The sequence below is a fragment of the Pseudoalteromonas peptidolytica genome (assembly GCF_012641745.1).
Lineage (GTDB): Bacteria > Pseudomonadota > Gammaproteobacteria > Enterobacterales > Alteromonadaceae > Pseudoalteromonas > Pseudoalteromonas peptidolytica.
The window spans coordinates 81,286-99,614 of sequence record NZ_WEHZ01000017.1 but is presented as its reverse complement, the minus strand read 5'-3'; the positions used below and the strand labels follow the sequence as shown (position 1 = coordinate 99,614).

The following is an 18,329-nucleotide window of genomic DNA, read 5'->3' as shown; positions in this document are numbered from 1 at the left end:
TTCATCAACAGTATGCCCAACACATCAATTTATAACGGGCATTAATAACAATAAAAGGAAGCCCTTATGCTCAGTATGCTTGGACTGGCAGGAGGACTTGGCCTACTTATTTGGCTAACTCTTCGTGGTGTAAATTTGTTTATTGCAGCTCCACTATGCGCATTATTGGTCGCACTAACCAGTGGCGTTGCTTTATTTCCTTCAGATGTGGTGCAAAGTAGCTTTATTACACTGTATATGGACGGCTTTGCAGGTTTTTTGAGCGCTTGGTTTTTTATGTTCTTGCTTGGTTCTTTATTTGGTAAGTTTATGGAAGACAGCGGTGCCGCTGATAGTGTAGCGCGTTATATTGTTAATAAACTCGGTATGAAACATGCTGTGTTAGCGGTAGTGATTGCCTGTGCGGTATTAACGTATGGCGGTGTAAGTGTTTTTATTGTGGCTTTCTCTGTCTACCCCATGGCGCTCAGCTTATTTAAAGATGCCAATTTACCAAGGCGCTTTATTCCCGCAACTCTGGCTTTCGGCTCTGTCACCTTTACCATGACTTCAGCAGGCTCTCCTGAAATTCAAAACTGGATCCCAATAAAGTATTTAGGTACTTCGCCTTATGCGGCTTGGGAAGTCAGTTTAGTGGTTGCCATATTTATGGCTATTACTGGCTATTGGTGGTTGAAAAAGATGATAACCAAAGCGGTGGCAAATGGTGAGCACTTTGAAGCGAGAGATGACGACCCTGAAATTCATGACCGCCATTATCCCCACCCAGTCACAGGTGTATTACCTCTGATTGTGGTGTTGATTTTGTCTTTTACCCTTCATGATGCGCTACAGCAAAGTGCGCTTATTGTAGCCTTGTTAGGTGGTGTACTCAGTATTATAGCGATCAACTTTAAGCATTTTCACAACATGGGGAATGCCATTAACTTAGGCACCACAGGAGCGCTAGTTGCTATCGGTAATACCAGTGCTGTAGTGGGGTTTGGTGCGGTCGCAAAAAACACTGAGGCATTTCAATTAGCGGTTGAAATGATGACAGACATGCCGGGTAATGAGCTGCTTGGCGCCGCTGTGGCGGTGAGTGTGATAGCCGGTTTAACCGGGTCGGCATCTGGTGGGCAAGCCATTGCATTACCTCTAGTGGCACCGCACTACATCGATGCAGGTGTCAATCCAGAGCAATTACACCGTGTTGTCGCTATTAGCTCAGGCGCTTTGGATACCTTACCGCACAACGGTTATGTGGTTACAACCATTCGCGCTATCTGTAAAGAAACACATCAACGAGCCTATTGGTCTATGGCTGCGTTGACTGCGGTCGTGCCGCTAGTGGGGGTTGCCCTCGCATTAACCCTATTTATCTTATTTTAATGGAGTGATACAGCAATGAAGCGGATTTTCCTGTTACTTTTGTTCGTTGTCAGCCATATTGTCTATGGCAGTGAGACAAACAAATCTATGCTGGTTGAAAAGCAAGTTTTTACACTCGCGCATTTTACTACAGAGTCTGGAGTCAGCATTCCTGACGTTACGGTCGGCTGGGAAAGCTATGGCAAATTAAATGCCGACAAAAGCAATGCAATTTTGATCACGCATTTCTTTTCTGGCACCTCTCACGCGGCGGGTAAGTATCGAGAGTCTGACGTATTAGCCGGTTACTGGGATGCCATTATCGGCCCTGGGAAAGCGATAGATACGAACAAGTACTTTGTGATAAGTTCAGATACTTTGGTCAACGCAAACTGGCATAATAAAGATGTGATCACAACGGGTCCTGCCTCCATTAACCCAAAGACAGGTAAACCTTACGGCTTGGATTTTCCCGTGGTGACCATAGGTGATTTTGTTGAAGTACAAAAGCAACTATTGGATAGCTTAGGTATCGACAAACTACATGCGGTGATGGGCGCGTCTATGGGATCTTTCCAAGCGTTAGAATGGTCGGTGCGCTACCCCGAAAAAGTGTCACGTTTAATTCATGTGATTGGCGCGGCAAAGATGGATGCTTGGACCGTTGCGGCGTTAGAGAAATGGGCTTTACCCATCCGCCTTGATCCAAATTGGCAGGGCGGGGACTACTATGACGGGGAAAGGCCACTTGCTGGACTGACGGCCACGATGCTTAATATTACTCAAGACGCGATGCACCCCGCTATTTATAACGCCAGTTTTCCAGACTTTATTGTGCTTGATCCCAAAGCAAAGCAAGATATTCGTCAGCTTCCTAAACTCAGCCAAACGCTAGCCACGCGCGCACGAGCGAGGGCCGAAACGCAAGATGCGAATTCAATCTTGTATTTAGTCCGCGCCTCGCAACTATACACCGCAGGTATGCAAGGTAATTTTGATAGCGCTATCGATAAAATCACAGCAAAGGTGTTATTGATGCCTGCAAGCAATGACTTGTTATTAAGACCTGAGCCTATTCGTAAGTTAGCACAGACCCTTAAAGCCAAGAATAAAGACGTGCAAATTACAGAAATAGAAGGCGTTTGGGGGCATTTAGACGGTATTTTTTCAATTCAATCGCAGGCTGACACCATTGCTCAGTTCTTAGCAAAATAATCAAGGAGTGACGATGAAGACAGCGTTGATCACAGGGGCTGCAAGTGGCATTGGTCGCTATATCGCGATGGCCTTGAGCAAACAAGGTTACAGCTTATTGCTTGTAGATTTGAATTTAGCGCAAGCACAGACGGTGGCTGAGTCTATCGTCAGTGAAGGCGGAAACGCACAAGCGTTTGCGCTCAATATTGCCAATAAGCAAGACATCGCTGACTTTATCCGTCAGCACGATAACATAGATGTGCTTATCAATAATGCAGGCGTGCAACACGTTGAAGCACTGGAGCATTTTCCAGAAGATAAATGGCAATTGCTGCAAGATGTGATGCTAACAGGCCCCGCCATGTTGTGTAAGGCGGTATTGCCACATATGCGTAAAGGCGGCTTTGGCCGCATCGTCAATATTGGTTCTATCCACGCCTTAGTCGCGTCTAAATATAAGTCAGCTTATGTCGCTGCAAAACATGGATTGATCGGGTTTGGTAAAGTATTGGCGCTGGAAACCGCGGACTGCGATATCACCGTGAACACCATTTGCCCCGCTTATGTAAAAACTCCCTTGGTAGAGCAGCAAATTACCGCGCAAGCAAACCAGCATGGGATCAGCGAAGATGAAGTGATAAACAATATCATGTTGGCACCAATGCCGAAAAAGGCCTTTATTGGGTTGGATGAAATTGCCCATGCAGTCAATTTTTTACTCGCAAATGAATCTCGCAACATTACTGGCCAAGCCATTGTGCTTGACGGCGGCTGGACAGTGCAGTAGAGAGCCTGGCGCTTTTTAACAAAGGTGGTAGTTTTCACGAATGCTCAAAGGGCATTAATCGCCAATGCCCTTGTAAAAGCTAAGACTTATTTTGTCCACGGCGTATAATACGAACCCTGACCTAGTCTATACTTATAGTTTTATCAACCTAAGGCGTGCCAGTTATATTAGGGGAATTTTTGCTGTTAAAAATACTTCCAGAAGCAGCTTGTACTATCATTTTAATAGTTATAATGACTCCAGCTACAAATAAAATAAGCATAGAACTTACGTATATTTCCCCATTTTTTGTGTTATCATTGGGTACGTCAAAGTTAAAAATGACGGATATCAATTAAAAAATCGCATTTTTTAACATTATAGTGAAGGATTACTTATTTTGTTAGTCGACGATAGTTTATCTTCGAGCCGCTGGCTCAATTTTATAAAAGAAAGTTGGAAGATCTTCCTTTTATGGCTCAGTGGTGTATTACTACTTATGTCATTTCGACTCTTTTATCTTTTCCACTTTAGTGAAAAGGTTTCTTCTGATGTTACTGTCAAACAGCTATTTGATGCCTTAGCTACAGGATTTAAATTTGACTCCTCCGCGGCTGGCGTTTGTCTTTTGATCCCTTTTTTGATGAATTGCTTTTTACAGCCTTTTCGCTTAGCACACTTGGTTAAATATGCCCGAAATATAATAGGAGTTATTTATCAAAGTGTTTTTGTGATTTTAGGGGTATGTGGAGTAACTTATATCAGCGAGTATGGTTCTCAGTATAATTACTTCATGCTTGAAGGGCTGTATGATGATCAGCAGGCGATTATAAGCACTGCCATTCAGCAATATAAACCTTGGGGTAGCTTACTAAGTATTGTGATACTGCTTCTTTATGTTCTTTTCTGGACGAGGTTTGTAGATAGACGAAACTATAGTTTTTTAATAAATCTTTGCCCTAAAAGTAGAGCTAAAAAAGTCATTCTTTCTATATTGGTTATTGTTGTTTTTATATGTGCAGCTCGTGGTTCATTTGATTCTCGCCCAGCTTCTAGAAAATGGTCGGCGGTTACGACAGACCCCTTCGTTAATAATTTGGTGATAAATCCTTTCCGTAGCTTTTTTTATGCAATACAAGATTATGGTGAATTAAATCAACTCACCACATCCAATACCAATCCTTACTCTGTAAGCGAGGATAAGATTAATAATGTGCTGCTAAATAATGAAACTCGCAGTATAGGCCCCTTAATTGAGAAACCATCTCGTATCTTTTTCATTGTGATGGAAAGTTTCGATTCTTGGCCATTGCAGGATAAATACAGAGGCTTGGGACTCACTGAAAACTTTCATCGGCTAAAAGCAAACGGTATTTTTGTTGAACAAACTTTACCCGCAGCCTCAAGTACGATGAACTCTTTATCTAGTCTAGTTACAGGGATCCCATTTAGTGGGATAAACATGAGTCGTCTCACCAGTAAAGTTGACACTTACTCTTTAATTCATCACATGGAGAAGCAGGGCTACACATCACAATTCTTTTATGGTGGCTTACTCTCATGGCAAACCGTGGGTGAGTTTATGAATAGGCATGGTGTCGATCGTATCTATTCAGCTGCAAATGCAGGAGGTAAGGGAAGTGCCGGTGTATGGGGAGTTGACGATGGACAACTTTTTGATTTAGTTAGTAAGTCAGTACCAGAGAATAGCTTTAATTTGATTATGACGACTAGTTATCATGGGCCATTTAATTTAGATTTATCGAATAGCGAGTACCCATGGAGAAATGGAGTCTATCCAGCACAGTTTCAAGTAATGAGTGATGAGCTATTATCTCCTAATACTCTGGGGCATTTATGGTACTCAGATAAAATGATGGGGCAATTCGTAGATAACATGCAGCGTCAATATCCGGATGCGTTATTTGTCATTACAGGAGACCATTACAGTCGCCGTTATTTTCATGCGAAGCCTAACCTATACGAACTTACACATGTACCTATTCTTCTTTTAGGGCAGGGTATTTCATCGAAACTAAGCAACCGGAAAGTGGCCTCGCACATGGATATAACGGCAACGATTATGGACTTGATAGCAAGCTCAGATACGCCTTTTGCTAGCTTTGGTCACTCACTTGTTCGCTCTGAAATACCGGAAAATGTTTTTGGCTATAAAACAATTCGAAACAGTGAATATGTGTGGAAACAAGGTAATAATGAACAGTTTTATGGCTATAGGTGCACCGCAAAAATGGACGTTAAACCTCCAGATCAATCAGTACCCATACATGAGTATCAGGTATACATGGCCGCTGCTTGGCAATTATTAATGAAGGGCTTTGCTGACGATTGACTATGTCATGTTGGTTTCAACTCGATAATTAAAACGCCATACTCATCGTGATACTTGTATGGCGTTACATTATTCTGTAGACAAGGTGCGTTGCATATTATGCCACTGAACTTTATTAAAACATCAACCACTAACTAGGTATCAAGTTCTACGCGCATTCATCTCAGCAATAAACTTGTTAGAATCTTCAATTGAGCGGTTCATATCTGCAATTAAGGCGCTTATATCACGCTTTAGTCCTGTAAACTCACCTTTAATAGCACTTACCGCTTGTGCATTTAGGTTATGTTTAAGATACAGCACATTATCTTGTAGTGAGTCGAGCACGGGCTGCATTTTTGCTTCACTACTGCGCATAGAGCGAAGTAAGCGTTCAAATTGGCGTTGTGTTTGACTTAATTGCTTAGCACTCTCGTGTTTTAGGTTTACACTCGAATATTGCTCAAGTTCATCTTGCCATTCGTCAAATAGTGCTTTTGCCACATCTTCGACTTTGTCTATATTCGCACTTACAGCACTGGCAGCAGCAAGACTTGCTTGATAGTCATCATTGAGTAAGTCATAGGCTTCTTGTAATTCCTTACCATCAAAATTGATTAGAGTCGTTAGCCTATCTAATGCTGATTGGAACTCCTTTTGCGATTCTTGTTGAGAATCTTTGGTTTCTTCTACTCGATCAACGAGTATCTCTCGCTTGTGTACACCAAATTTTTCCATGGTGGCGTAATAAGCGCTTTGGCAGCCAGTTACTAACAAAAGTAACGCTACACTCAAGGTCAGTTTCTTCATTCGTACTCCCAGACTATCAAGGGTGATTAATCAGTAAGTGGTCAACGACCGTCATTTTATTACGATTTACCGCTATAAATTATGGGGGGGATTGTTATGATGTGTAAAGTGATCCATGAATATTAACTTGATTATGAAGCAAACAATCACCGAAATGAAAGCTGTTGTTTTACGGTTTTCTCGTGCTCAACCACGCTGGTGGCAGCGCTATGCTAAGCGTTGTGTGGAAGATCAAATAACGGTCAACGCTGGGTATTTAGCATATGTGACGCTACTTTCATTGGTGCCACTTGTTGCCGTTGGCGTTGCAATATTTTCTGCTTTTCCCGGGTTCGAAGAGACCAGAGTAGCAATTGAACACTTTATTTTTAATAACTTTGTGCCTACCTCGACTGATACTATCAAAGAGCATATTAGCGCGTTTACAGGTAATGCAAATCAGATGACAGCCATAGGTGTAAGCTTTCTCGCGGTTATTGCTTTGTTACTTATCCGCAATGTAGATACAACGCTCAATCGAATATGGCGGATTGAAAAAAAACGTCCACTGATGATTTCATTTGCTATTTACTGGATGGTATTAACACTTGGCCCCGTGCTACTGGGGGCAAGTATTGGGATGACGTCCTATATTGTTTCTTTGGTCTCGTTTGCAGATCAAGGGATCCCGGGTTTTAGTGGTGCAATTATTAAAATGTTGCCCTACTTAATTTCCATGATTGGCTTCATCATGCTCTATACTTTAGTACCAAACACAAGTGTGTCATTTAAAGCGGCGGTACCGGGAGCGTTATTTGCTGCGCTGTTATTTGAGCTTACCAAAAAAGGTTTTGCACTTTATATCAGCCACTTTCCGTCTTACGAAGTAATCTACGGGGCGCTCGCAACAGTACCTATTTTATTTGTATGGGTTTATTTGTCATGGATAGTCGTGCTCTTGGGCGCTGAGTTTACTGTTTGTTTAACTCAAGATATGGAAGCGGCAGGAGTGGATACTTGCTCCGAGTTTGACCCACCAGATGCGCAAGGGTTGTAGTGCCGTAAAATATAAGTGACACAATAAGGGTAATGGCTAAGTTTCTTGCTTCAACAAAGCCACTTAGTTATCCATAGATCAGGCTTACTGGTGCGAAGTAAGGGGGATCATGAGCTTATTGTATCAGCATAGCAACGCTTTGCGTCGCTTCCACTTAGCTGTTGGTCATGGTCATCAACTCGACATTGAAGAGTATGGTGACCCTGCAGGCATTCCTATCATCGTACTCCATGGGGGACCTGGGCAAGGTCATTCCACAGCGGTACTAGGTTACTTTAACCCCAAAAAGTATCGCGTTATTTTGTTCAGTCAGCGGGGGTGTGGCAACTCAACGCCAAGTGATATTTGCCACATTAATACTGTCGCCTTATTGAATGATATAACTGCAATAAAAATACACTTAGGGTTGTCAAAGGTGATACTTGCAGGAGAGTCTTTTGGTGCAATGTTGGCACTACTTTACGCTCAGCAGTATCAGGATCAGATTGCTGGAATGGTATTGTGGTCAAGTTTTTTGGGAACAGAGGAAGACTTACATTGGTTGTATGGTAGACACGGCGCACCTGCTCAAATGTATCCTGAACAATATCATAAATTTGCACAAAACCTAGAGACGTTAACATCTATCCTGAATTGTTATCATCAAGCACTTTTTGGCGAGGATGAGCTGCGTAAAAGAACCATGGCAACACGTTGGTGCGAATGGGATAACTTAATTGCTATGGATGGCGACATTGAAAAAATCAGACTATGTAAAGGGGACAAACAGCTCATCAAGGCGCAGCAAATGGTGCACTTTTTTAGTCGCAACTGCTTTATGCAGCCCCAGCAAATACTCTCTCATGGGGAAAGTATCCGTCATTTACCCATCTGGTTTATTCATGGCCGTCATGATTTAATGTGCCGATATGCGCCTGTTTATCAGCTGGCGCAAAAAGTTAACGCACAGTTGTTTATTGTCGACGGTGTAGCGCATTGTGGAGCAACCTCTGCGTATGCAGAAGCTATCCGACGTGCAGCGGATCTATTACTGTGCAAAATCCAGCATCATTAAAAATAGAGGTAGAGTGTGCAAGGACTAATTCAACGAGTTACAGAAGCAAAAGTCGAAGTTGAGGGGAAAGTAGTTGGGCAGATAGGTCAAGGTATAGTGTTACTGTTAGGGGTTGAAAAAGCAGACACGGAGCAAACGGCAGATAAGCTACTCCATAAGGTAAGCAACTATCGTATTTTTACAGACAGTAATGACAAAATGAATTTGAGTCTAAAAGATATTGAAGGCGAGTTATTGGTTGTATCGCAATTTACTTTGGCAGCCGATACCAAAAAAGGTATGAGGCCGAGCTTTTCAAGTGCTGGGACGCCTGAACAAGCAAATACCTTGTATCAATACTTTGTGGCGCAGGCTAAAGTAGCTGGGCTTAAAGTTGCCACAGGACAATTTGCGGCAGATATGAAAGTTAGCTTGGTAAACGATGGCCCCGTCACATTTAATTTCGCGATTACGTAAACAAATTGCTTTTGATTGAGCGCTTTTTACAATTGAGCGCAGGTATAGTAACGCCGCTGAAGCAGCAATAATGTACAGATAAAAGCTCGAGTCTAGCGCTTTACATCAATGATGATATTTGCGTAATCCGGTACCCTCTCGATATAAGGCTTTTTACCGAAATTAGTGATAAGTAAATGCTGAAGTTGCTTTAATTGCGATTCATGGTCGGTTAAAAAGTTGATATATAGCCTCCCGCCTTCATTTATAGCTGCTCGTAATAAGCGGTAAAATTGATGCTGAAACAAGAAAAGAGGAGGCTCTAACTCGCTGAATAAATCTAATACTATCCAATCATAACGCTTGCCCTGCTGTAGTGCTTTGAACACATCAATACAGTTAACATCACACAAGGGATCGCCGCCAAAATAACGCTTATAACAATGGATGACATCAGGGTTGTTATCAATGGTAGTGATATGGCAACTTGGATACGTGGCCTTCAGATAGTCACGGATAGCGCCTGCGCCAAGTCCTAATTCTAATACGCTTGTCGGTGGTGTTGCTAATTGCCAGCGGCTAGCAAATGTTTTTAAGTGGGGAAATAGCAAGTGTTCCGGGTGGTTTAGTTCCACAACGGATTGTAAGGTGTTGTTTATTAGCAGCCATCGCAACGACTTGTCTTGGCGAACCTGAATGCTGTTTCGGCCTTGTTTGTGCCAATATAGCAAGTGCCCTAGCTGGTGGCTATGAACCACAAAATCGTTACTAATAGTGCCTGAATGAGTAATAAATTCTCCCATGATAACATCAGCATAGACGAGGATTTTGTGAATGCCAGCTTGTTCATTAGTTTTTACACTAAAGACTAAGTGTTTTAGCGCATTTTATTCCCTACACTGAGGTTATCTTGTAGGGTGTATTCAACCTAAGAATAATAGCGATAAGGCTAACAAAAAACAGGAGTCAGTGATGTTTGAGGTAACTTCACCGCAAAGTAGCGAAGATTGGCAAGCTTACTATCAATTACGTTGGCAAGTACTTAGAGCGCCATGGGATCAACCGAGAGGTAGCGAACAGGATGACTTAGAGCAAGAAGCAGAGCATCGCTATATAAAAAACAACGAAGGTGAAGTGCTGGGGGTTGCTAGGCTCCACTTCAATAATCATCAGCAAGCTCAAGTACGATATATGGCTGTGGCTGAAGGGCATAGAGGCCATCATTTAGGTAGTCGTTTACTGCACGAGTTAGAGATCATCGCTTGGACTCAAAAAGCGCAAGAGTTAGTTTTATTTGCGCGTGAACGAGCCTTATCATTTTACCAGCGCCACGGCTATGAAGTAGTCGAGAAAGCGCATTTAGCCTACGGTGATGTTCAGCATTGGAAAATGGTTAAACAGCGGCCAACTGAACCTGGTTGGTTTAGACAACCAGACTGGACACATGTACTGCAAAATACATGGCGTGAGTCTATCCCCATCAGTGACGCCATGGGTATTAAAGTAGAAAGCTATACTGACTGGCAGTTTTCTACCAAGGCAGACTTAAAAGCGAACTTAAACTTACACAACTCAATGTTCGCAGGTTCCATTTACAGTATGGCGACGTTAACGGGTTGGGGAGCAACATACTTAGCGCTCAAAGAGCTTGGGCTTGAAGGTGATATAGTGTTGGCAGATGCTAATATCAAGTACTTAAAACCGCTAACAACAGCGCCTGCGGCGACAGTAACCATTGCAGACTGTGAAGGTGACCTACAAGCTTTGGTAAGTGATGCAAAGGCTAAGTATGTCGTGCCAGTAAATGTTTATGATGGAGATGTTCTAGTTGCCAAGTTTGAAGGGCAGTTTGTGGTGATAAAGCCACAATAAATAGAGCTGAAGTTAAAGCTCTGGTGATGCGCCAGAGCTTTTAAACCATTAGAGTATGTCTGTTAATAACACCCCAATGCCAAACCTTTGCGTATGCGTGTTGTAGTCAATTAGGCTTTCGCCATAACCATTGAAGTACTGTGCATAGCCACGTAATCTTCCCCAAATAGGGAAGGACCAATCCAATTGAATAGCACCTCGGTTGTCACTGCGTAAGTTATTACGCCACATGATGCCAAATTCGTGATCCTCATAACGATATACGCTGTTAAACTCAAAATGTCCGAGATATTCATCAATATTAGGGTTATCGTCACCGCGTGGATCTAATGGATCGTCTTTCGTGTTTTCAGGTAGTCGATACCAAGGCTTGAAGCTAAATACAAAGCCTCGATTCTCCCATATAAAGTTAGCATAGATACGGTTCCAAGAACGCGAGTTAGGTTGACTACGACCATTTGATTGATGAGAAATACCAAGTACAAAGGCCATCTCATCACCCCAAAGTACATTCTCGTCATCTAAAAAGTTGATCCAAAAGATTTCTGGTTCATAGTTGGTTTCACGAAAGGGCGAAGAGACATCTTTGTTGTAGACTTGCCAGTATGATTGCAGTGTGAAAGCAAAATAGATAGCCTGATCTTTGTCAGAAAAGCTCTTATAAATGGGTGCTTTCAATGAAATTTGATACTTAGCCTCAAAGTTATCAATTGGTTCCCCCTCTTCATCGTCAATCGCTTTTAAACCGTCAAAAGGTCGGCTATTTACATTGGTCATATAGGAAACTGGTAAGATGTAATTGCGCTTATGTGGCGTAAGGACATTCCGGTTTTTTTCTGTGACACGTTCCCGCGCCATACGTTTATCGAGTTGACTTAAGTTTTTATCGGCGTCTGCTTCTGCACATTCTTGACGAACTTGTTCAATGGTTTTGTCTTTTTCACCGGTTAAGACCGCGTTGAGTACGCATTGTTTAACAAGGTCAATTTCATCTTCTTGCTGTGTATCTTGAGCGTAAAGCGGTAACGCCAATAACGCCAAAGCGGGTAGGGATAGGTGTGTCAGTTTCATTATCTTTGCGCCGAGAGTGAGTACAATTGATTACATTATTAACCAATGATAATGAAAGGGAAATGAATCAGTAAGGTCAACTATGCCCTGATAGCTAAAAACAGGTCTCGATAAAAAGGTGGCGGCGGCTGCCGCCATACCTTAGTAAGTGTTTACAGAAACAACCGAAAGAGCTAGATAATAGGTCAGTAAACATCTTTCTAACCTTTGATTGTTGCTATTTGACTTACTCTCACGCAATTGGTTACGTAAATTACAGTCGCTCAACTTGGGTAAAAAACTTGTATAGCTCTGTACCTTGGTTCACACTCGCAGAGGCAAAGTGCAAAATGGCAATTGCATCCTCGTCTAACTTGATTTCGTTCAAGGGCGTTTCCGATAAATAGCGTTCCATTCTTAATATCTTGGCAATTGTTTGCCCTGCTTTGATATGCTCCCCAAGTGTTGCCGTGTATTCGACCATACCGCCCATCGGTGCGTAAAAAGTACGGTAGTTTTCTAATTGGCAAGTGTAACGAGCAATCTCTTTTGGCGCGAAGTGAGCACCATAAAAAGCTTGTTTATAATTGAGATAGCTGAGAATGCTGTTAGCATCATGCTGTGCTTCTGTCAGGTCAATTTTTTCTTGCGAGCCGAGTTCAACAGTAAATGCTTCAGTGAATACAGGGATGTTTCGTCCTTTTGCTTCATATGCTAATTTCAAGTGCCACCATGGACAAAAGCTTGCTTCATCCAAAGCCCCATCGAACTCGTTGGGAATAAGTAGCACATGTGGAATATCAAAATAGCGGGCACTTTCCTTGGCATATTCAGGGCAGTAAAGGTGTTTTGCTGAAATGGGGCCGGTATGTAGGTCTAATACTAGCTCGGCTTCATGAGCCAAGCGTTGCAAATTTAATGCAATGCGTTTTCCCGTGGTGAGTCTATCTAGCGGGGCGTCTAATTGTGCTGTTGTATGCTCCAGCAACACTTGGCGAAACTGCGGCTTTATTTGCTCTAACGGAAGATCAACATACTTTTCGACAAATTCATATGCCAAAGAGCTATGGTCTTGATACATTCGGTTCCAGTTGGTTCCAGTTATCGGATCGAAGCGACCCAAAGTAAACTCTCCCGACTTTTGATTACAACCGATGGGGTTTGCATAAGGTACTAGAGTAATATCGGCTGCCAGTGACAATGTTTTAAGTTGCTCAAGAAGTTGATAAATGACTGCATTACCTTGGACTTCTGCACCGTGCATATTGGCTTGGATATAAACTTTTGGGCCGTTACCATCGCCTTTGATGCGATATACAGGAATGGTTAACGGCAAGCCGTTCGCTATTTCACCAACTTGAATATTCTGTTGTGTAATTATGTTCATCTCTACCTCAAATAGCTGGATGCAGGTTGCGCTGCGCGAGCGCAGGTAACTTCACCGCCAGAGATCACAAACTCCGCTGGTAATTCGTGGCACAGAAAAAATGGCATGCTTTCAGTGTAACCATAGGCACCACATTGACTAAACACCAACCAATCACCATCTGCACTGTCACTGGGTAAAGCTAAAGTGCCTAACTTGTCCAGCGCAGTACAAAGTGGACCATGAATATGAAAATCAGCTGTGTTGGCATCAGACTGACGTAGCAGTTCAGCTGGGAATGCTTGTCCAGTAACTGCTGGACGTAATAAGTGGTTCACACCGCCCGCGACAATAAGTTGGTGAGCACCGTAATTCTGTTTTTGTTCAACCACTGGGTTGAGGTAAAAACCGCACTCGCCGACAGCATAGCGTCCTAATTCCATCCACAGCTCATCAACTTGAGTGGCGGATTTAATTGATGCGAGTGTATCTAGCAGCTTTGTCCAATTAAGTGCGGTGCTGTGCGCGTCATAAGGGATCCCAAGACCACCGCCTAGGTCGAGCACTTTAAGCGCTATCCCAAGTTCAGAAGCCAACTGTACTAAGGGTGACACCATGGCTTGCCAAAGTTCAGCTAGGGTATCGCTACAGAGCATATTGCCCCATTGGAAAATATGCAGGCCGACAAAATCTAAATGGGTGTAATCACTTAAAGTTAAAGCTTGCCACTGTTCACTACCTAGGCCAAAAGGGGTCAATGTATTACCACCTAGTGGATTGTGTTGTGCTTTATCAAAACGTAACTGAACTCGTAACAACACATCAAATTGAAGGTCGAACTCACAGGCTACTTGATTTAACCATGCAACTTGGTTGTGACTCTCTGCTACGAAGATGCGAACACCTTGGTTTGCAAAGTGGCGGATTTGCTTTAGTGATTTCGCCGGACCTGTGTTGAGCACGCGCGCTGGAGTGACACCTTGTGATAAAACCTGATCCAACTCGCCACTAGAGGCCACATCAAAGTTAAACCCAGCGTGATCTAGGGTTTTAATAATGTGAGACAGTGGGTTGGCTTTAACGGCATACCATAGCTTTACAACTTGTTGATCAACTAGCGGCTTTACATGTGCGCTGAGTTTATCTAAGTCGTAGCAGAAAAAAGGGGTATCTTGTTGCTGTACTAAGCTTTGTGCAACAGCTCGTTGTGACGTGCTCAACCAGCTCATTAGCGTAATACCTCTTCTAGTGCAAGTGACGCATCGCTTTGCTCATCACGGTATTTGACAATAAGTGCACAGGACATGCTTAAACCTTGTTGGCGCGCCCATTCGCTAGAGGCTGGGCGAGAGCCTGGGATCACAATTGCGTTTTCAGGGATCGCCTCGCCTTTATCTAGTAAACGCTCATTGACACAATCATAAACTGGAATACTGGCAGATAAACGAACACCTGGCGCTAAGACAGCACCACGCTTTACGACAACACCTTCAACTAATACACAGCCCGCACCAATAAAAGCATCATCTTCAACAACAACAGGGCTTGCACCAATAGGCTCTAAAACTCCACCAACTTGAACAGCAGCACTTAGGTGAACGTTTTTACCAATTTGCGCACATGAACCGACCAAAGCATGACTATCTACCATAGTGCCAGCGTCAATATATGCGCCAATATTTACATAAGCCGGTGGCATGATGATGGTGCCTGCAGCGACATACGCACCACGTCTTACGCTGCTTCCACCGGGTACCATGCGCACGCCATCTTGTGCTGCAAAACCGCGTGGCGCTAGGTTATCTTTGTCCACGAAGCCACCAGGGAATTCCGTATTTACGCCATTTTTGAATGCTTCAAGGATCCCTTTTTTTACTTCTACATTTGCATGCCATTGACCTTGTTCGTCTTGTGTTGCCGCACGTACAGTGCCGTTTTCGAGGTTGTTTAGTAGTGTTAACCAGCTCATGTTTTACTGCCTTAATTCCAAGATAAAATTGTTTCGTTGGCGCGTGTCAGCGCATCTGTGTGGGTAAGTTCTAAATGTGTCAAAGGAGGGCGTAGGTTTGGGCTTGTCAGCTTTCCTTGTAAATGCATCAAGACCTTAACCGGAATAGGGTTTGCCACTGCAAATAAGCTGTTCGCAGCTTTCGACCATGTAGTGAATAAATTAGGGGACGTGCCACTAAGAGAGCGCCTTACAAATTCGGCTGTTTGTTGCGGCCAAGCATTCGCAGCGACAGACACCAAGCCAGTTGCTCCCGCTTGGGCAAAGTAAGGCATTAAGCTATCATCACCGCTGTAGATTGCGACATTTGGGGCTGCTTGGCGAAATGCTTCGAAAGTTGCGATATTGCCGCTAGCTTCTTTGAGTGCCCAAAGGTTTGGGTGATTTGCAAGTTCCCCTAATAATTCAGGGGCGATGGCAACTGCACTTCGGCCTGGTACATTGTAGAGCATACATGGCACGTTGCTCTCGTTTAAGAGGGAATTAAACCAATGTGCAAGTCCCACTTTGCCGGGTTTGGCATAAATTGGTGAGCCGAGTAACAAAGCATCAATGGGCTGTGTGTTGCAAAACTGCATCCACTGTATTTGTTGTTCAAGGTTGCTGCCACCCACTGCGACCATTAATGGTACGCAAGGCGCAAGTTGGCAAACAAACTCTACGATTTTTTGTTGCTCTGGCTGAGTAAGCGCAAGCCCTTCGCCGGTACTCCCAAGTAACAGAATACCATTTTGTGCCTGCTCTTGATCCCGTACAAGGGTCGTCAACGCGCTAAAATCGATCTGATTTTCAGCATCAAAAGGCGTAACTAAAGCCGTCCATAATGGATAGTCAGATAAGTTGAATTGTAATTTCATCTCTACCGAACTTAAATCATGTTCGTAGTAAGGGGGGTGTCCAAACTTCGAACCGTTAAAATTCGAAGAGCAATGGACTTAAAAAGGATAAGGCAGCCTGTGGCCTTATTTTTCTAAGACCAGAAGCTCTCCACCAAGTGTGTTGGTGACAGTCGCTGGGATTCAGCCCAGTCGCCCGAAACAGAGAATAGCAAAGTTGTCTGTTTCTCGGCGTGTATTCCCCTTACTAAGCTGCAACGGAGTTTGCTCTCCTTCACTTAGTTACCTGAATAACGCACCTCTTCCAGCCCTAATACCATTTGGTCTTAATATCTATTCGATTTAATTAAGCACCATTGGTATAAGTTTGACGCTTTGGCATCAAACTGCATAAATAGGGTGAGCTCGCATTGAAACATTTTGGCCGTCTAGGTGTCAAGTATAGGACTGTAAATAATATGATTGTCCACTACACTGAATAAGCGTGGGCATTTTTTAAAGAGGGAACAAATATACCAATATGTCGTTAATACCTAACATGAAGTTTCGCTACATAGGGGCGCTGTTGGCTATGGCTTTATTGCTGTCGATGGCCATGGTAGTGATGCAATACCTCCTCCACCAGCAGAGCCAGGATGCTCGAGTGATCAATCTTGCTGGTATGCAGCGGATGTTATCTCAACGGATTGCACTGTTCAGTTCGATAGATTCGCCGCAAGGGTTGGAGACGCTCAGATTAGCTATTGATGACTTTGAAGGTAACCATCACTTTTTAACAGAAAAAGAGGGGGGTCAGTATCACCACTTAAATGAGTCGCTTGAGTCACTGTATTATGAAAACCCAATACAATTACATCAGCAGAGTCTTACGTTTATTACTTTGGCAAAACGCCACTTAAAACAGCCAAATACTCAGTTGTCAGAAGGCATACTTACATTATCACAGACTTTATTACCTAACTTAAACCAAGCGGTCTCTCTGTTTGAACATCAAGCTAAGTTAAACACCGAGCGGGTTAGAAAAATAGAGTTATTAATTTGGCTATTAGGGCTGACGGTTTTATTTATTGAGGCTAAATTTGTATTTCGCCCAATGACAAAAGAGATAACCGAAGCTTTTAGGCAGCTTGAAGCATCAAAAAAGCTCGCGGATGACGCGCTACAATCGAAATCGCGCTTTTTGGCTCGTGTTAGTCATGAAATACGAACTCCACTTCAAGCGCTCCATGGTTACTTGGATGAATTTATAAAAAGTGCAGATGCAAAACAATTGGAGCATGTAAAGAGTGCCGCTAATCAGTTAGATATTTTGCTTTACTCGGTAGAAGATTTCAATAGTTTATCTCAGCAAGATATTGTCATTGAGCGGCATCAAATACAGCTGCACGATGTGATAAAAACAGCTTGTATCTCGTTCCAACTGAGCGCACATAACAAGTCTCTCACGTTTAATTTAGCCCTTGGGAATGCGCTAAATATGGCTTGTTTCGGTGATGCAAAACGGATAGCTTGGCTCGTTGGAGAACTTGTAAACAATGCGATTAAATTTACCGAGCGTGGTGGTATTCAAGTGTTTGCAGATATTGTGATGACTCAAGAGGCGTCTTATCTTGAGTTTATTGTTGAAGATACAGGAGAGGGGTTTGATTATAAACGTCTACAGGAGTCAATGCGAACAGAGCATTTTCAGGGGTCGCAACTTGGACTACAACGCTGTCAGTTGCTAGTGTCCGCGCTGGGTGGACAGCTTAAATTTACAGCTCGAAAGCCATTTGGGACGAGAGCAGAGCTTCAGATCCCGGTAGAAGTTGATATCGAGAACGTGCGCTCAAGCAAGCGTGAAAAATTATCTACCAATGTTTTACTCGTTGAGGATAACTTAATCAACGCCAGAGTGATTGAAAAAATGCTGCAACCGATAGCTAAGCAAGTAACACATGCTGAACATGGTGAGCAAGCACTTGAAATATATCAGGTTGGAAAGTTTGATGTGGTACTGATGGATCTAAATATGCCAATCATGAATGGCTTTGAGGCGACAAGAAAGATCAGAGCAATCGACCCTATCATTCCTATTCTCGTTGTGACCGCAAATACCAATAGTGCAGACTTAGACAAAGTATATGAGTTGGGCGCAACGGCTCATTTGTATAAGCCGCTACAAACAGAAGTATTAACAGATAAACTCACCGCTATGCTTGATAAAAGATAATCTCT

16 protein-coding genes and 1 riboswitch are annotated in these 18,329 nt (G+C 43.1%); of the genes, 9 read left to right on the top strand and 7 right to left on the bottom strand.

Annotated elements, in window-relative coordinates; translation table 11 throughout:
- The first annotated feature begins 66 nt into the window (after positions 1–66).
- The 4 genes from F9Y84_RS12605 to F9Y84_RS12590 all read left to right on the top strand — a co-directional run bounded on the left by F9Y84_RS12605 (position 67) and on the right by F9Y84_RS12590 (position 5,666).
- Positions 67–1,371, top strand: a complete 1,305-nt coding sequence (locus F9Y84_RS12605) for a GntP family permease (RefSeq protein ID WP_147389199.1) — start codon at positions 67–69, stop codon at positions 1,369–1,371.
- Between the two features lie 15 nt (positions 1,372–1,386).
- Positions 1,387–2,565, top strand: a complete 1,179-nt coding sequence (locus tag F9Y84_RS12600) for an E22 family MetX-like putative esterase (RefSeq protein WP_147389198.1) — start codon at positions 1,387–1,389, stop codon at positions 2,563–2,565.
- A gap of 13 nt (positions 2,566–2,578) precedes the next feature.
- Positions 2,579–3,334: a 3-hydroxybutyrate dehydrogenase gene (locus F9Y84_RS12595; RefSeq protein ID WP_147389197.1), complete on the top strand. Its 756-nt coding sequence runs from the start codon at positions 2,579–2,581 to the stop codon at positions 3,332–3,334.
- Between the two features lie 379 nt (positions 3,335–3,713).
- Positions 3,714–5,666 carry an LTA synthase family protein gene (locus F9Y84_RS12590; protein WP_211091628.1) on the top strand — a complete coding sequence of 651 codons (1,953 nt, stop codon included), beginning with the start codon at positions 3,714–3,716 and terminating at the stop codon, positions 5,664–5,666.
- Positions 5,667–5,807: 141 nt separating this feature from the next.
- Here the strand turns inward: F9Y84_RS12590 and F9Y84_RS12585 are convergent, their stop codons facing one another.
- Entirely contained in the window at positions 5,808–6,455 is a 648-nt protein-coding gene (locus F9Y84_RS12585) for a DUF2959 domain-containing protein (protein WP_147389195.1), read from the bottom strand.
- 115 nt (positions 6,456–6,570) lie between these two features.
- Between F9Y84_RS12585 and F9Y84_RS12580 the strand changes: the two genes are divergently transcribed.
- From F9Y84_RS12580 to dtd, 3 genes are all read left to right on the top strand, one after another.
- Positions 6,571–7,491 carry a virulence factor BrkB family protein gene (locus tag F9Y84_RS12580; protein ID WP_444980665.1) on the top strand — a complete coding sequence of 307 codons (921 nt, stop codon included), beginning with the start codon at positions 6,571–6,573 and terminating at the stop codon, positions 7,489–7,491.
- A gap of 109 nt (positions 7,492–7,600) precedes the next feature.
- Positions 7,601–8,545, top strand: a complete 945-nt coding sequence (locus F9Y84_RS12575) for an alpha/beta fold hydrolase (RefSeq protein ID WP_147389194.1) — start codon at positions 7,601–7,603, stop codon at positions 8,543–8,545.
- A 15-nt stretch (positions 8,546–8,560) separates the two neighbouring features.
- Entirely contained in the window at positions 8,561–9,001 is a 441-nt protein-coding gene (gene dtd, locus F9Y84_RS12570) for a D-aminoacyl-tRNA deacylase (protein WP_147389193.1), read from the top strand.
- A 92-nt stretch (positions 9,002–9,093) separates the two neighbouring features.
- Here the strand turns inward: dtd and F9Y84_RS12565 are convergent, their stop codons facing one another.
- Positions 9,094–9,783, bottom strand: a complete 690-nt coding sequence (locus F9Y84_RS12565; RefSeq protein WP_125251489.1) for a spermidine synthase — start codon at positions 9,781–9,783, stop codon at positions 9,094–9,096.
- A 169-nt stretch (positions 9,784–9,952) separates the two neighbouring features.
- Here F9Y84_RS12565 and F9Y84_RS12560 point away from each other — a divergent pair, with 169 nt between their 5' ends.
- Entirely contained in the window at positions 9,953–10,852 is a 900-nt protein-coding gene (locus F9Y84_RS12560; protein WP_125251490.1) for a bifunctional GNAT family N-acetyltransferase/hotdog fold thioesterase, read from the top strand.
- Between the two features lie 48 nt (positions 10,853–10,900).
- Here the strand turns inward: F9Y84_RS12560 and F9Y84_RS12555 are convergent, their stop codons facing one another.
- The 5 genes from F9Y84_RS12555 to dapA form a co-directional block, all read right to left on the bottom strand.
- The gene (locus F9Y84_RS12555) at positions 10,901–11,923 is read right to left on the bottom strand and encodes a phospholipase A (RefSeq protein WP_147389192.1); all 1,023 of its coding nucleotides are present in this window, start codon (positions 11,921–11,923) and stop codon (positions 10,901–10,903) included.
- A gap of 253 nt (positions 11,924–12,176) precedes the next feature.
- Complete coding sequence (locus tag F9Y84_RS12550) at positions 12,177–13,289, bottom strand: succinylglutamate desuccinylase/aspartoacylase family protein (protein WP_147389191.1); 1,113 nt, start codon at positions 13,287–13,289, stop codon at positions 12,177–12,179.
- A gap of 2 nt (positions 13,290–13,291) precedes the next feature.
- Positions 13,292–14,497, bottom strand: coding sequence for a PLP-dependent decarboxylase (locus tag F9Y84_RS12545; RefSeq protein ID WP_147389190.1), 1,206 nt, complete (start codon positions 14,495–14,497; stop codon positions 13,292–13,294).
- Positions 14,497–15,237, bottom strand: coding sequence for a 2,3,4,5-tetrahydropyridine-2,6-dicarboxylate N-succinyltransferase (locus F9Y84_RS12540; RefSeq protein WP_128730395.1), 741 nt, complete (start codon positions 15,235–15,237; stop codon positions 14,497–14,499). Before F9Y84_RS12540 ends, F9Y84_RS12545 begins: the two co-directional genes overlap by 1 nt.
- Positions 15,238–15,248: 11 nt before the next feature.
- Positions 15,249–16,133, bottom strand: coding sequence for a 4-hydroxy-tetrahydrodipicolinate synthase (gene dapA, locus F9Y84_RS12535; protein WP_147389189.1), 885 nt, complete (start codon positions 16,131–16,133; stop codon positions 15,249–15,251).
- Positions 16,134–16,248: 115 nt separating this feature from the next.
- A riboswitch (Lysine riboswitch) is annotated at positions 16,249–16,424 on the bottom strand.
- 208 nt (positions 16,425–16,632) lie between these two features.
- Between dapA and F9Y84_RS12530 the strand changes: the two genes are divergently transcribed.
- A complete protein-coding gene (locus F9Y84_RS12530) occupies positions 16,633–18,324 on the top strand; it encodes a response regulator (RefSeq protein ID WP_147389188.1) in 1,692 nt (563 codons plus the stop codon).
- Positions 18,325–18,329 lie beyond the last annotated feature (5 nt).

Bases quoted from the DNA above. Each gene is read 5' to 3' on its own strand.
- F9Y84_RS12600 (WP_147389198.1), top strand. From the start codon at position 1,387: ATGAAGCGGATTTTCCTGTTACTTTTGTTCGTTGTCAGCCATATTGTC.
- F9Y84_RS12565 (WP_125251489.1), bottom strand. From the start codon at position 9,783: ATGGGAGAATTTATTACTCATTCAGGCACTATTAGTAACGATTTTGTG.
- F9Y84_RS12560 (WP_125251490.1), top strand. From the start codon at position 9,953: ATGTTTGAGGTAACTTCACCGCAAAGTAGCGAAGATTGGCAAGCTTAC.
- F9Y84_RS12575 (WP_147389194.1), top strand. From the start codon at position 7,601: ATGAGCTTATTGTATCAGCATAGCAACGCTTTGCGTCGCTTCCACTTA.
- F9Y84_RS12555 (WP_147389192.1), bottom strand. From the start codon at position 11,923: ATGAAACTGACACACCTATCCCTACCCGCTTTGGCGTTATTGGCGTTA.
- F9Y84_RS12595 (WP_147389197.1), top strand. From the start codon at position 2,579: ATGAAGACAGCGTTGATCACAGGGGCTGCAAGTGGCATTGGTCGCTAT.
- F9Y84_RS12540 (WP_128730395.1), bottom strand. From the start codon at position 15,237: ATGAGCTGGTTAACACTACTAAACAACCTCGAAAACGGCACTGTACGT.
- dapA (WP_147389189.1), bottom strand. From the start codon at position 16,133: ATGAAATTACAATTCAACTTATCTGACTATCCATTATGGACGGCTTTA.
- F9Y84_RS12585 (WP_147389195.1), bottom strand. From the start codon at position 6,455: ATGAAGAAACTGACCTTGAGTGTAGCGTTACTTTTGTTAGTAACTGGC.
- F9Y84_RS12605 (WP_147389199.1), top strand. From the start codon at position 67: ATGCTCAGTATGCTTGGACTGGCAGGAGGACTTGGCCTACTTATTTGG.
- F9Y84_RS12550 (WP_147389191.1), bottom strand. From the start codon at position 13,289: ATGAACATAATTACACAACAGAATATTCAAGTTGGTGAAATAGCGAAC.
- F9Y84_RS12545 (WP_147389190.1), bottom strand. From the start codon at position 14,497: ATGAGCTGGTTGAGCACGTCACAACGAGCTGTTGCACAAAGCTTAGTA.
- F9Y84_RS12530 (WP_147389188.1), top strand. From the start codon at position 16,633: ATGTCGTTAATACCTAACATGAAGTTTCGCTACATAGGGGCGCTGTTG.
- F9Y84_RS12580 (WP_444980665.1), top strand. From the start codon at position 6,571: ATGAATATTAACTTGATTATGAAGCAAACAATCACCGAAATGAAAGCT.